At 55.0% G+C, this 13,002-nt stretch carries 11 protein-coding genes; 3 read left to right on the top strand and 8 right to left on the bottom strand.

The features are described 5' to 3' along the window. Positions 1-20: 20 nt before the first annotated feature. Positions 21-368 (bottom strand): tetratricopeptide repeat protein, encoded by a 348-nt coding sequence (locus tag AAEZ08_RS06470; RefSeq protein ID WP_500123974.1) that lies wholly within the window; start codon positions 366-368, stop codon positions 21-23. Positions 369-915: 547 nt separating this feature from the next. Between AAEZ08_RS06470 and AAEZ08_RS06465 the strand changes: the two genes are divergently transcribed. The 3 genes from AAEZ08_RS06465 to AAEZ08_RS06455 are packed head-to-tail and all read left to right on the top strand — an operon-like array spanning position 916 to position 4,062. Further along, a complete protein-coding gene (locus tag AAEZ08_RS06465) occupies positions 916-3,480 on the top strand; it encodes an intermembrane phospholipid transport YdbH family protein (RefSeq protein WP_500123934.1) in 2,565 nt (854 codons plus the stop codon). A gap of 37 nt (positions 3,481-3,517) precedes the next feature. After that, positions 3,518-3,709, top strand: a complete 192-nt coding sequence (locus tag AAEZ08_RS06460) for a YnbE family lipoprotein (RefSeq protein WP_003282484.1) — start codon at positions 3,518-3,520, stop codon at positions 3,707-3,709. A gap of 8 nt (positions 3,710-3,717) precedes the next feature. Next, the gene (locus tag AAEZ08_RS06455) at positions 3,718-4,062 is read left to right on the top strand and encodes a YdbL family probable chaperone protein (protein ID WP_500123933.1); all 345 of its coding nucleotides are present in this window, start codon (positions 3,718-3,720) and stop codon (positions 4,060-4,062) included. Positions 4,063-4,110: 48 nt separating this feature from the next. Here AAEZ08_RS06455 and AAEZ08_RS06450 read toward each other — a convergent pair whose 3' ends face one another. From AAEZ08_RS06450 to AAEZ08_RS06420, 7 genes are all read right to left on the bottom strand, one after another. Continuing rightward, positions 4,111-4,419 (bottom strand): hypothetical protein, encoded by a 309-nt coding sequence (locus AAEZ08_RS06450; protein ID WP_046618772.1) that lies wholly within the window; start codon positions 4,417-4,419, stop codon positions 4,111-4,113. 72 nt (positions 4,420-4,491) lie between these two features. After that, the gene (locus AAEZ08_RS06445; protein WP_500123932.1) at positions 4,492-6,855 is read right to left on the bottom strand and encodes a DNA polymerase II; all 2,364 of its coding nucleotides are present in this window, start codon (positions 6,853-6,855) and stop codon (positions 4,492-4,494) included. A gap of 1,043 nt (positions 6,856-7,898) precedes the next feature. Further along, positions 7,899-8,507: an NADPH-dependent FMN reductase gene (locus AAEZ08_RS06440; protein ID WP_500123931.1), complete on the bottom strand. Its 609-nt coding sequence runs from the start codon at positions 8,505-8,507 to the stop codon at positions 7,899-7,901. 63 nt (positions 8,508-8,570) lie between these two features. Then, a complete protein-coding gene (locus AAEZ08_RS06435; protein WP_313552538.1) occupies positions 8,571-9,482 on the bottom strand; it encodes a 2OG-Fe(II) oxygenase family protein in 912 nt (303 codons plus the stop codon). Positions 9,483-9,500: 18 nt separating this feature from the next. Beyond that, positions 9,501-10,646, bottom strand: a complete 1,146-nt coding sequence (locus tag AAEZ08_RS06430) for an MFS transporter (protein WP_313552536.1) — start codon at positions 10,644-10,646, stop codon at positions 9,501-9,503. A gap of 16 nt (positions 10,647-10,662) precedes the next feature. Then, positions 10,663-11,055: a VOC family protein gene (locus tag AAEZ08_RS06425; RefSeq protein ID WP_313552534.1), complete on the bottom strand. Its 393-nt coding sequence runs from the start codon at positions 11,053-11,055 to the stop codon at positions 10,663-10,665. Positions 11,056-11,244: 189 nt separating this feature from the next. Then, positions 11,245-13,002, bottom strand: coding sequence for a WD40 repeat domain-containing protein (locus AAEZ08_RS06420; RefSeq protein WP_313552532.1), 1,758 nt, complete (start codon positions 13,000-13,002; stop codon positions 11,245-11,247).

Here is a 13,002-nt window from a genome sequence, read left to right as displayed (position 1 = left end):
TTAGCCGGTCAGGCTGGAGGTCAGCGTTTGACCCGCTGAAGGACGCACGCTGCTTCGTCAGAACCCTGTGCCGCGGCCTGCTCGAGCCAGAGGCGCGCTTTGACGGGCTCGGAATGGTCAGGCTGGCAATACAGACGACCGAGCTCCAGCTGCGCCTGACAGTCACCGGCACGCGCGGCCTGACGCAACAGCTCGAAGCCGATGCGGCGGTCCCGCTGACTCTCGCACTCACAGCACAGCAGACGACCCAGTCGGCTCTGTGCTTCCACTACGCCCTCACGCGCCGGCTGCTTTAGCAGACGACCGGCAATTCGCTTCACGCCCTGACGATTGCCCAGGTGCTGGCTGTCGAGCAACCACAGCGCCATGCGCAGCGGCAAACGCGCCGATGGGGTGGGAGCAGTGAAGGTGGCGGGGGCCGAGGTACGCGTTCTCATGCACATCAGGGGGCTGGATGAATAAGGTCGCGCACTCTACTCCTTTTTTCCGAGAGTTAAAGTCTTGTCAAAAGCGAAAAAATTAGATCCGAATCACACCCGGCCAGTAATCCACAGAACCTGTGGATAAGTCAGTGGACAAACAGCAAACAAGTCTTCGAATCCCAGATGGCATGGGGGCTGCGCTTAAACTGGCGGTTTTTTCGCCAATGAAAAAAAGCTTTATTTATCAATTGGTTATTAACGATCTATGAAATCCAGCAAGTTGCGATAGTTTGTCATAAGCGCTTGACAGGCCCACATCGAAAATGTGCACAAGTTCAGCGCACCGTGCTCGAGACCGCCTGCAGCAAGGGCTGCAGCGGTACCAAACTGAACTTTTATGCAATGAAGTTGTCACGTTCGCACCTCGCTGGAGCACCGTCGCGCACGTCGGTTCTGCAGCTATGCTGTAGCCCTCGTTTTTCTGGAAGCGGCTATGACAAAAGCACCCAGTGTTCTGCTCCGACTGTCTCTCGGGCTGCTTGCCTTGTTGCTGCTGGCCGGCAGCGTCGCCTGGTATCAATGGACCACGTTCAAGCGCGAGCAGGGCATTGTGCAACTCGACTGGCAAGGCATGCGCGTGTCTTCTCAGGGACTAGCGGTACGGCAACTGATGTATGAGCAAGTCACGGGAAACGGTCTCCATCTGGCTTTAAAAGCCAGCGGCATAACCTTGGACATACCTTCATTTTTGCGGGTTTTACCTCTGCAATCACTGCAAATCGGCCATATTGAAATCGACCTGAAATCCTTGCCAGAGGCCCAGGCAAACCAGACCGATCCGGTGAATCTGCAGCAGTACCAGCAATGGACTGCATGGTTGCCGCAACGATTGAACATAGTCGATCTGCACCTGGCCCTGCCTTGCGCCAAAGGACGATGCGACGAACGGGGCTCGCTGCAGCTTCAACATGCTGGTGAGTCGTTGCTCCCCCTCGAGGGCCGCCTGACCGTGCATCGTAATGACCACAAGCTTTCTCTGCTCATCAGTGCGCAGCGACTAGATACCGAAAACACGCTGATCGAAGCCGATCTATTGATCGACGAGCAGCCGCGATTGGAGGCTCGTAACCAGCTCAGCCACGATATGCAGGCACTGCAGTGGAACGGCACGATGGCCATGGGTAGCCTGCCCGAGGCGCCCTGGTTGCTGGATTGGCTAGGCGAATGGACAAGCTACGAGCCTACCCCATTGCCAGAGCTGCCGGCCGACATGCGGATTGGCGCGGGCTGGGCGCTCTCTTTGCCGAAATCGGCCAGCGACTCGCTCGACTGGCCTAATGCAGCGGGCGATCTGCGCTTATCTGGGCACCTGCCGGCACCCTGGCCAGTGATTGGTCTTGGCGAGCTGCAAGGCGACATAGACTTGGCGGCTCATGGGCAGAATGGTCTGTGGCTGCCCACTGAACTGAGGGCCGATCTCAAGCTGCGCCCTGTTCCCGCGCTGGTCGCCGACCTGCCGCAACAGCTTCGACCCACGCAGCTGAGCATTAAAATCGTGCCCATCGACACTGATTCGGCATCGGGCCAGCTGCCGGTGCAGCTGCGGCTGGATGCTCAGGGCGGCGCACCGGCCAGCCTACAGGCACGTGTGCAACTGGCGACCACGCCCCCTTACGCGCTAGCCATCGAACAGGCACGCCTGCAGCTGCGTAGCGCCAGTCTGCAGCTGGATGCGTTATCCCTGCGCGGCCTTGACGCCGGGCTGGATTTCTCCGGCCATGCAGAGCTGGAGCGAGTAGATCTACAGCTGCTTAAAACCTCGCGAGTGACCCTGGCCAATCTGGCTATCGACGAGCTCGCCGCCAGCCAACTGCAGGTCAACCTTTCCCAGCCGCTACGCCTGCGGATCGAACGCAACGACGCAGAGCCAAGCACATGGCGCGCACAGGGGCCGCTGGACCTCCGCCTGGGGCGACTGGAGCACCCACAGCTGATCGCCCAGGGCTGGCGCTGGAATAGCCAGCTGGACATAGACACAGCGCGCCTGAGCGGAACCGGGCCGTTGAGCAACGACGCCGGACTAAGCGTGGCAACCAGCCTGAACAAGCCCTGGAACGGCGCGCTGCAGGTAAGCGGCAAGCTGCAGGAGATTTTCCTGCGTGCCGGTAACCCCATTGCCCGCAGCTTCACCGCCTGGCCGGCAGCCCTTGAGCTGAACAGCGGACGCCTACTGGCTGACGGCAGGTTTTCACTGCCGACTGGTAATGGAAGGCCGTCCGCCAACTTCACGCTGGAGGCCAGGGGGCTGGCGGGCATCGCCGACCGTACCGAGATCACCGGACTCGATGCGCGGCTTGCCGCCAGCCTGCAGCGCGATCGTCTTCAGCTGGACATCACCGAGCTACGCCTGGCGCAGCTCAACCCTGGTTTCACGTTCGGCCCGCTGTTGCTGCGTGGCAAGTACAGCGCCCCCATCGATAAGCCGGAGCAAGGCCAGCTGAACTGGCAGACCGCCGAAACCCAGATATTGGGCGGCCGGTTCTGGCTGGAGCCCGCCACCCTCGATTTGGCCGCGGCGCGGCAGCAGCTCGAGGCCCAGCTACAAGGCGTGCAGCTGGGTGATGTGCTGGCAGCCTATCCCACCGAGGGGCTCACCGGCAGCGGCATCATCGATGGCAGTTTCCAGGTTCATCGCAGCCCAACGGGACTCAGCATTGACCAAGGGAAACTCGCCGCGCGCGCGCCAGGCGGCGTTCTGCGTTTCCGCTCACCCAAAATCCAGGCACTCAGCCAGGCGAACCCTGCCATGAGAATCGTCGCGGAGGCGCTGCACGATTTTCATTATGATCTGCTAAGCAGTGACGTCCGCTATGATGAGAGCGGCAAGCTGAACCTCGGGCTACGCCTCAATGGCCGCAACCCCGCTTTGGAGGGCGGTCGACCGATCAACTTCGCAATCAACCTTGAAGAGGATATTCCGGCGCTACTGACCAGCTTGCAGCTGAGCGACCGGGTGAGCGAAACCATTCAACGGCGGGTGCAGGAACGCCTTCAGTAAGGCCCTGCAACCGCAAGCCGACACAGGAGAGACCGCCATGCGGTTGCGCCAATCGCTGACCATCCTGCTGCTGGCATTGTTCGCCAGCGCCTGTACGCCGCGGGTGGAACTGGCCGTGCCGAACGAGCCGATCAACATCAACCTGAACGTGAAGATCGAACACGAGATTTACATCCGCGTAGACAAGCAGCTCGACTCGATCATCAACCAAGACAGCGGCCTGTTCTGAGGAAGACGATGAAAACCTATCTGAAATTGGCAAGCGTGCTGCTTGCACTCACCCTTGCCCTACCCGCCGCAGCCATGACGCTCAACGAAGCCATGTCCGCATTGGGCGATGCCAAGGCCAGCGGCCTGCTTGGGGAAAGGCCCGACGGTTATCTCGGCGTAGTTCGCTCGAGCCAAAACGCCGAAGCCATCGCCAGCCAGATCAATCAGGCGCGCCGAGCCGAGTACCACCGCGTCGCCAAGCAGAACGGCATCAGCGTCAGCGACGTGGAAGCCATCGCCGGCAAGAAAGCCATCGAGAAGACGCCCTCGGGCCAGATCATTCAGCTCAACGGCAACTGGGTTCGCAAGTAACCGACGATGATGGCCGGGTCCGCCGGCCATCGCTCTTCGCGGCAGCGCCTACAGCAGCGTCAGAGCGTGTGCCCGGATCACCAGGCTCTCCTGCCGAAACCGGCGCTCCAGCTCGGCGCGATAATCTGCCCACCAGTCCTTGTCTAGATCATTGGCCATGACTTCGTAGACCACCGACTCGTCATGAACCGCGTTGTCGCCCTCTTCCAGCCAATAGCCACTCGCCGGGGCTCGCGAATAGGTGGTCAGGCCACCGAAACGCTCGATGAGCTCATCACGCACAGCACGGAAAGACGACTTCGGCAGCGCCTGCTGATCGTTGTCGTAAAGCGGTAGCAGCAACTGAATCAGGTACATGTCGGAGCTCCAATGAATGTTGCTCGACATATGACCGGTGCGGCACTAGATAGATGCCGCCAGCCGACGAATTCAGAACAAGCCGAGCTGCCCATCGACGAGCGACGCGAAGTCATCGCCCACGAAGGGCAGAATTGCATCCGCCACGGGCTGCAGTTGCCGCGTTACATAGTGGTCGTAGTCGACGGCCGATGACCGTGTTTCCAGCGGCTCGGGCCCGGCGACCGTCATCAGGTAGCTGATCCAGCCACCGTTCTGATACTGCCGAGGCCGCCCCTGACGGTCGTTGTAGTCATCCGCCAAACGCGCCGCACGCACATGGGGTGGCACATTGCGCTGGTAGTCATCGAGCCTGCGGCGCAAGCGCTTGCGATAGATCAGCAGCTCATCCAGCTCACCGGCCAGCGTGCGCCGTACGTAGTCGCGCACGTACTCCCCATGCGGCTGGCGGTGGAAGATGCGCTGGTAGAGCTCCTGCTGAAAGCGCTGGGCCAATGGCGACCAGTCGGTACGCACGGTTTCCAGCCCCTTGAAGACCATACCGTCGCTGCCATCGGGCCGGGTGATCAGTCCGGCATAACGTTTCTTGCTGCCCTCCTCCGCACCACGAATGGTCGGCATCAAAAAGCGCCGGAAATGGGTTTCGTATTGCAGCTCCAGCGCACTACCCAGCCCGTACTCGGACTGCAGATACACTCGCCACCAATCATTGATGTGCTGTACCAGCTGACGGCCGATCAGCGCCGCCTCGTCATCCGAATGCGCTTTGCGCAGCCAGACGAACGTGGAATCGGTATCGCCATAGATGACGGCATGCCCCTGCGCCTCGATCAGCTCCCGTGTGCGCCGCATGATCTCGTGACCGCGCAGGGTGATGGACGAGGCCAGGCGCGTATCGAAGAAACGGCAGCCACTGGAACCGAGCACGCCGTAGAAGGCATTCATGATGATTTTCAGCGCCTGCGACAACGGCTTGTTGTGCTCGCGTTTCGCCGTTTCGCGCCCCTCCCAGACGCGCTCCACGATTGCCGGCAGACAGTGCCTAGTCCGCGAGAAGCGCGCACCGCGGAAGCCGGGAATCGACTGTTCGTCATCCGGCTGGCGCAGCCCGTCGATCAACCCCACCGGGTCGATGAGAAAGGTTCGTATGATCGACGGATAGAGGCTCTTGTAATCGAGCACCAGTACTGATTCGTAAAGCCCCGGCTGCGAACTCATCACGAAGCCACCCGGGCTGGCCTCTGGCTGCCGCTCGCCAAGATTCGGCGCGACGAAGCCCTGGCGATGCATCAGCGGCAGGTACAGATGCTCGAAGGCCGCGACCGAACCGCCACTGCGATCGGCAGCCAGCCCGGTTACCGTGGCGCGCTCGAGAAGGAAGGTCAGCAGTTCGGTGCGGGCGAAGATGCGTGTTACCAGCTCGCAATCCTTGAGGTTGTAGCGCGCCAGAGCCGGTTTGTCCTCGGCGAACATGCGATCGATTTCCGCCATGCGCTGGTAAGGATTGTCGATCGCCTTGCCTTCACCCAGAAGGGTCTGGGCGACATTCTCCAGGCTAAAGGAGGGGAAGCTCCAGGTCGCCGAGCGAAGCGCCTCGATGCCGTCGATAATCAAGCGCCCAGCGGCCGCGGCGAAATAATGATTGCCGCGACCGCCGTGCTCGCGCCACTCCATCTCCTCGCCGCCACGCCCCAGGCGCAGCGGCACCTTGAGCCGCTGCGAATGCTCGTGCAGCACGCGCAGATCGAACTGCACCAGATTCCAGCCGATGACAGCATCCGGATCGTGTTCGACGAACCAGCCGTTCAGCCGCTCCAGCAACTGCGCACGCGTTTGGCAATATTCGAGCGGAAAACCCAGTGTGTCAGATTGTCCATTTTCCGGGCCGAGCATATAGACCTGGCGCTGGCCGCAGCCCTCCAGGGCAATGGAATAGAGATCGCCACGGGCGGTCGTTTCAATATCCAGCGAGACCAGCTTCAGCGCGGGCCGGTAGTCCGGCGCCGGCTTGAGCTGGGTATCGACCGCCGCCACGCCGTCGACAGCGCCCGCGAAACACACCGGTGCAGTGATGAAGCGCTCCATCAAATAGCGCTCGGGCGGACGAATATCCGACTCATACACATCGACCCCGGCATCACGCAACAGCCTCGCGCAGTCGAGCAAGCGTCGATACGAACGACAGTACAACCCCATCACCGGCCGATGACGGAAGTCACACAACTCCAACGGCCGCAACTCAGCATCCCGCTCGCGGCGCAACACGGCCTTAGCGAGCGAGCGCTGTTCTTCGGGGATAAAAGCGACCGAGTGCTGATGCGGCACCCGTACCTGCCGGGGCCCCACATCGGTGGCCAGCCAGAAACTGACTTCCGTGCCCTCATGCGTATCCCGCCAGTGCCGGGTCAGGATAAAGCCCTGCTGTAGTTGCGACAATCACCCACCCCGCCATTCGCGCGCAGCACAACAGCCACGCGGCTCATGTTTCGATCGACTGAGCTTTAAGCTAGTTATGGTAATAAGCGGCGTAGCGCCATGGCAGATCGCCTAGTTGTAAACCGGCAACCCGACGCAGAAACCGCCCCCGACGATTCAAGCGAATCAAGGAGCCAGGTGTAATAAGGCGAGATTTTCATTGAACGCCAACTGCACGCGCCGCCTCTCCCTGCAAAGCGCGGCGCGTAAGAGCCCGCCTGCCTCGTATGGCCGACATTGTACAGCGTTGATCCGTAGCGATCCGGCACGTCAAACTGCGTAGCACCGTCTTTGAGACCGGGCGAGAATCGTGCAAAGCAGGTGTCAATATTTAGAGCCTGATAATATGACACCATTTGCAAACAATTAACCCACGTTTTTGACCCTGCCCTAGGATTCCTTATGAGCAAGAACTTTTTGTACGCAAGAGTAAGTACAACGGATCAACACACCGAAAACCAAGTACTGGAAGTTGAGAAAGCCGGATTTTCTATCAAGCCCAGCCGCGTTATCTCAATGGGGTAAGGATGCATGGATAGCTCTCTCGGATAGGGCGCGAACAGTCGAGCTAGCGCCGTCATACGCCGACAATTGAGATGGTGGCGTTGACTTCGTCGCTTGAGGGCATGCCTCCACCCGCCGAAGATTCCCCGGCGAAAAACATCCAGCCGAGTCCGGGAGAGGCAAGCCTGTGATTCGGAAAATGGTCGCAGCGATGTGTTTGCAGCCAGGAACACCGAAATGAGCGAGACGTCAGGTCGATCTTGACTCTCTGTCCGCTTCAACATTAGCGAGGGCTGAAGTTAGCCGGAAATATAAGGCTGCTTCAGATCCTCCCTTGAGGAAGCAGCTCCCCAGTGGATTTGGAAAAACTTTTTGATTAGTCCCTAAAACTCGCAGTCCACATATTGTGGATCTGTGCGCCGCCCTCAACACCGAGCAGAGCCAACGAAGCATGGTGCGGCGAAGGTTTCCCCTTCGCTCTATTATGCTAAGTCACTCATCTACATGCCGTGCTCGTATGCAGAATCAAACAGAAAACTTGCCTGCCGCATTGGCTTCAACGCTTGCGCATAGCTCAGTAGCACCTTAACCGACCAATCAATTCGCTTAGCAAAATAGCAATTACGGCCACTAGTAATTTCCTTTATAACTTCATCTACTTTTTGAATATGAATGTGGTCGGGAATATGGCATAGCTTATTGTTTTTGTAGCCAGACGTCCTTAGCTCAACTATAGGCTGCGCTCCTCCTCTTGAGGAGGAGCATGAAACTATCAAATTCGGCTTATGGCCTACCTCTGACGGCTCACACAGCAACAAGAAGTTTTTTAACGTTGGCGGCACCATCCCCCCCCACTCAGGAGTCACAATGATGAACCCATCGCTATCCTTGAGTAGGCAGGATATGGGGTGCCATATGCTCTCCCACCTAGGCGTCCTGACCCAAAAACCTTCATCCCACAGTGGAATTTTTTCCTGGTTAAGATCAATTAATTGGACACTCTCTACAGCTGGATTCTCAGCACACAAATTATTAATATAATTAGAAATCTTTAATGAAGCGGAGGCTGGCCTATCACTACCACATATAATCAAAATTCTGGTGTTCATGAGATTCGCCTCATCATAATTAGCGAACATGGAAAATTAAAAGTTAGCGTTCGACATAAACAATTAATCAAATTCGCTAACGTATTTCTTAAATCGCTCCCCCGCGGAGAAATGAAAAGCCGGATTATCCAGATCACCTAACTTCGGCGCGATCATAGTCCGATAATTAGGAGAAACAAAGTACGCAAGTGTTGCTCTATTTGTTTTGATTGGCGCACGTACTCGATGAGGGGCAGCCCTATACACCCCTCCCGTCCATGCCTGCATCATTTCTCCGACAATAACAAGAAATGCGTCACCTGTTCGAGGAGCGGACTCCCACCCCCCCACTTTACGCTGAATTTCTAGGCCTGCTACATCATCCAATAGTAGTAACGTAAAGGCACTAGAATCAGTATGCGACTTTGGTTCCATGCGCACGCCATTTTCATCTGCTGGGTAATGCAGTAGTACCAGATTTGAAAGCGGGGAGCGGAAGTAATCTAGAAAAGCATGACTATCATGTCCAGCGGATACTGCAAATAGCCGCAGAAGCTGGTTCGATACATTTTCAGTCGCGCGCCAGTAGTCGGAAATCCTTTGCTTTATCTCTGGACTTCCCAGAGGCCATAAGTTCGGTGAGAGCATGCCGTCAGAAATTTTAACTTCCGGGTCATCGGGTTGCGTTTCCGCTCCAACCACGAAACCCTCGTACATCACAGAAGGCCCATCTCGTTCATCATCAGCAAAGGCCGTTTTCTCAATATACCCTCGGTAGCGACCATGTGGACGTTGCGCGCTCATCTTTTGCTCATGAGGTAGCACGAAAAAATCCCGCAAAGCTTGTCGCGCCTCACGAAGCACTTGCAAAGGAATTCCGTGCCCTTCTAACAAGAAGACCCCATCTTGGGAGCTCGCTTCGTAGAGCGCAGTGAGAATGCAATCGAGTCCTCCCCGAGAGAGCTCGAGCCCCTGGGAAAGATTGATTCGCTTCATTGGCTTACCCTTAAATAGTTAGTGTTGACGTAGCAGCAAGTATCCTGCCGGAATTAATACAACAATTGATGCAATAAATATTGAATAACCGCTAACGCCAAAGGCATCCATCGATAGACCAAGACCAAAGCTGCCCCCGAAGCTCCCAAAACTGTGCAGCATAACGAATACGGTGTTAGCAGATGCTAATTGAGCTCCTCTATAGCGCTTGCCCAGAACAGCCAGACACAATGCGTAAAAGGCATCTAGAAGAGCACCAAGCAAGAAAAGGATGGCTAGTAGATACAATGGATGGCCGAGTGTAGCTGGAAGCACAAGAACTAGAGAAATACAGAGAAGAGAGCTGAGTATTAACGCTATCCGCGGAGAAGCATAATCGGCCAGCATCCCAATGGGAATAATGAAAAGTAGCCTACCCAGCCCAACCATGAACAGGGCTGTAGTAACCAGATCAATATTGAACCCGGCCTTGAGGATATAAGCAGGTAACAATCCAGCTGGTGCTTGGTCAGTAAAACCAGCTACTAACCCAAGTATTAATATCATGGGAAAAGCAGCAATGATTAGCCGGAACCGTGGCGGTTCTTCTGCATCTAGCTCGGGTGGATTTTCCAAGAAAAAAACTGGTGCTGTGCCCAAAATAAGAATTACAGAGCAAAGAATAAACGGCGAGAATCCTTGATACCCAAAAAAATTAATCAGCAACGGTCCAACTGAGCCACCAAGAGCCAATGAAACGATATAAAGACTAGTCGTTAGACCGCGTCTCTCGTCACTAGCAACAGTATTCAACCAGGCTTCGCTGACTACCCAGAAATGGCCAAAGGCTAAACCGAGCAAGAACTGGAACAGCATCCAGATAACGGGATTATTGGAAATAGAAAACAGCAAGATTAGGCAACCGGTGAGTACTAACCCTGATACCAATGATGGCTTAACTCCAAACTTGTAGATGATCTTTGGGTATAACGGACCACCGACTATAATTGCCAGTGACCACACACTTACTACTACCCCAATCATGGCGCTGCTCTGCCCGGCTTGCTCCATGCGGATACTCAAGACCGGCTGTAGTAGACCAAATGCCATAGCTGCAGAAAAATTGCAGAGCATAATGACTACAAGGGTAGAAATATTTTTTCTCTCACCCACCATCGCCACCATACATCACCTTTGAGATCTAGTCCTTCAAGCAGGCATTGGTTCGCGTACGAGGACTACTGACCCGAATATACGCACCATCGGGATCAATCACCCGAAAGTCAGTTTTCCCCCAAGGTTGATCAGTCAACTTTTCAAAAATTGGATATCCACTGGAGAGTGCTTGTGAGTAAATGCTCTGTATGTCTGTAGTCTCGAAGCAAAATTCAACTCCACCCGCAATACTTCTAGTGCGTTGGACTTTTAAATACTCCGGCATATCCTCCCTAGGGCAGATATGAATTTTCGCATCGTTCTTCTGCAAAACGATGAAATCATCCTGCTCCCGCACGACCTCAAGACCAATAATATCGCAGTAAAATACTTTAGATTTTAGCATGTCATCTACGTAGATTTCCCAGAAAGAGACCATCGGAGATTCCCACCCTTGGTTAATTTAAAGTATCAAATAAAAATAGCCAGATATGAAAAGGCACCCGGGCCCTCATAGAAATTTTCAGTGAGGGCCTGAACGTGCCGGGACGCGCATTTGCATCTAGCAGATGAGCCTCTCAATCCGTTTTATATGCACCTAACTGTGCAGGAACCTCTGATCCCAAGCCTAAATTCTTGTCCCCACAGGAATGCAGAGTTGTTCTTTGCCTGCCCGGCTCCAGATGCGTATGGTTCCATCCCACCCGCCACTGGCTAAGCGCTCATCATCCAGCCATGCTAGACAGGAAACGCCTGGCTTATCGTGCCCAATCGCAATGCAGGTCGATGCGTCATCATGGATAGTCACAGTACTGTCGTAGCTAGCAGTCGCATAAGCCGTACCACTAGGGTTCCAGCTTACTGATTTAATTGAACGGCTATGAGCTGTTTGCTCATCAAGCAATTCAAAGTCTCGACTCCACTTACGTACAGCCTGATCACGTCCTACGGTGATCAATTGCCGAGCCTCAGCAGACCAAGATAGGCTATTCACTAGATAAAGCCCAACTATGTGATTGGTGATACATCCGTCCCTCACACTAACGGTCAGTAAATTGCCGTCCGCACCTCCGACAACTACAAAGTCTTCACCATCTAAAAAGCTAATAGTCTTGGCGGTATCTGGACCTTGCAAGTTTACCATAATCGTATTGGTGATGCTGTCATAGACACGCACCAGACCATTGTAACTACCAACAGCAATCTTGGTCCCCGCAGGGCTAAAGGCGCAGCAAACAGTGGGAGAACCGTCACCAAAAAGCTTATCAATGATGCGATGGGTTTTAGAATCGATAATCAAAGTCTCACCACTCTGACAGCCCACACCAATCAAGCTCGTCATGTCAGATGTAGCAATAGCGTTAATCATCACTCTTAGATCAAGACTCTCTTCCAGGCGCCCTAATTCATATGTATAAACAACTCCGCTATCGCCTCCACAAATGAGTCTGCCGCAGAGGACTGCAAGAGCGTTGAGCCCATATGTTGGTGCCGCCTCGGGGGCCAGCAATTCCCCGCGTCGCATGCACCAAATTTGAGGAGCACCTCCCAGCGAACTGGAAGCTAAAATATGTTCATCTAGGGGGTTAAAAGCTAGGCTACGTGACCAACCCAATTTTCCGTAGTTGGCGATCTGGACCCGCATGGTTTCCTTCAGATCGGGAAGCGACATAATCACCATCTCGCCATCATAGGCGGTACTCACTAATTTTCGGTCTCGTGAGCTTACACACACCGCCTTGATCGCGCTCGTGTGCGGTTTGATTGTAGTCAAGTTGAATACCGGCCCAGGCAGGATAGTGAGGCGGACTAGGCTACCGTCATCCAGACCAAGGAATGCTGAGTGCTCAATTTCATCAGCCGCGCAAGTTTCAATGGCGCCATGTACATTGTCGCTCCATAGTACTTGGCCGGTTAGGTCGTAGACTTTCAGATAGCCTTGATCGTCTCCAGCAATGATCCATGAACCAATAAAGCCGATAGCATCAATGCAATCTGAAGGCGAGGAACATGTCCCTCCCGACTGTGACCACACTAGCGCACCTGTAGATTCATACAGCCAGACCTTCCCTTCTTCTCCACCCAACGCAATAAAGCCCCCGTCAGATGACAGGCTAAGCACATTCAAATCATCTTCATGACCTGTAACAATGATATTCTTAAGCGCTCCAGATTGCGTGTCCCACACACGAACTGAACGGTCTGCACTCGCTGAGAAGAGTGTATTTCCGAATACACGAATGCTATTTATTAGCTCATCATGTCTAGCAACCCATTTAGGTGTACGCAGATCAGAGTCCCAAGCCACGATGAGGCCGTCGTACCCGCCACTATATAAGTTACCGTGTTCGTCATAGGCTAGCGAGGTGATAGGAGAAGTATGCAT

This window comes from Pseudomonas sp. E45-MNA-CIBAN-0222, assembly GCF_040310405.1.
Lineage (GTDB): Bacteria > Pseudomonadota > Gammaproteobacteria > Pseudomonadales > Pseudomonadaceae > Stutzerimonas > Stutzerimonas stutzeri_AC.
Note: the sequence above shows the minus strand (reverse complement) of the source record. Positions and strands in the feature narration are given on the sequence as shown.

What these genes read in the sequence shown, in the direction of transcription:
- AAEZ08_RS06470 (WP_500123974.1), bottom strand. Translation starts at nt 368, where the DNA reads ATGGCGCTGTGGTTGCTCGACAGCCAGCACCTGGGCAATCGTCAGGGC.
- AAEZ08_RS06465 (WP_500123934.1), top strand. Translation starts at nt 916, where the DNA reads ATGACAAAAGCACCCAGTGTTCTGCTCCGACTGTCTCTCGGGCTGCTT.
- AAEZ08_RS06460 (WP_003282484.1), top strand. Translation starts at nt 3,518, where the DNA reads ATGCGGTTGCGCCAATCGCTGACCATCCTGCTGCTGGCATTGTTCGCC.
- AAEZ08_RS06455 (WP_500123933.1), top strand. Translation starts at nt 3,718, where the DNA reads ATGAAAACCTATCTGAAATTGGCAAGCGTGCTGCTTGCACTCACCCTT.
- AAEZ08_RS06450 (WP_046618772.1), bottom strand. Translation starts at nt 4,419, where the DNA reads ATGTACCTGATTCAGTTGCTGCTACCGCTTTACGACAACGATCAGCAG.
- AAEZ08_RS06440 (WP_500123931.1), bottom strand. Translation starts at nt 8,507, where the DNA reads ATGAACACCAGAATTTTGATTATATGTGGTAGTGATAGGCCAGCCTCC.
- AAEZ08_RS06435 (WP_313552538.1), bottom strand. Translation starts at nt 9,482, where the DNA reads ATGAAGCGAATCAATCTTTCCCAGGGGCTCGAGCTCTCTCGGGGAGGA.
- AAEZ08_RS06430 (WP_313552536.1), bottom strand. Translation starts at nt 10,646, where the DNA reads ATGGTGGCGATGGTGGGTGAGAGAAAAAATATTTCTACCCTTGTAGTC.
- AAEZ08_RS06425 (WP_313552534.1), bottom strand. Translation starts at nt 11,055, where the DNA reads ATGGTCTCTTTCTGGGAAATCTACGTAGATGACATGCTAAAATCTAAA.
- AAEZ08_RS06420 (WP_313552532.1), bottom strand. Translation starts at nt 13,002, where the DNA reads ATGCATACTTCTCCTATCACCTCGCTAGCCTATGACGAACACGGTAAC.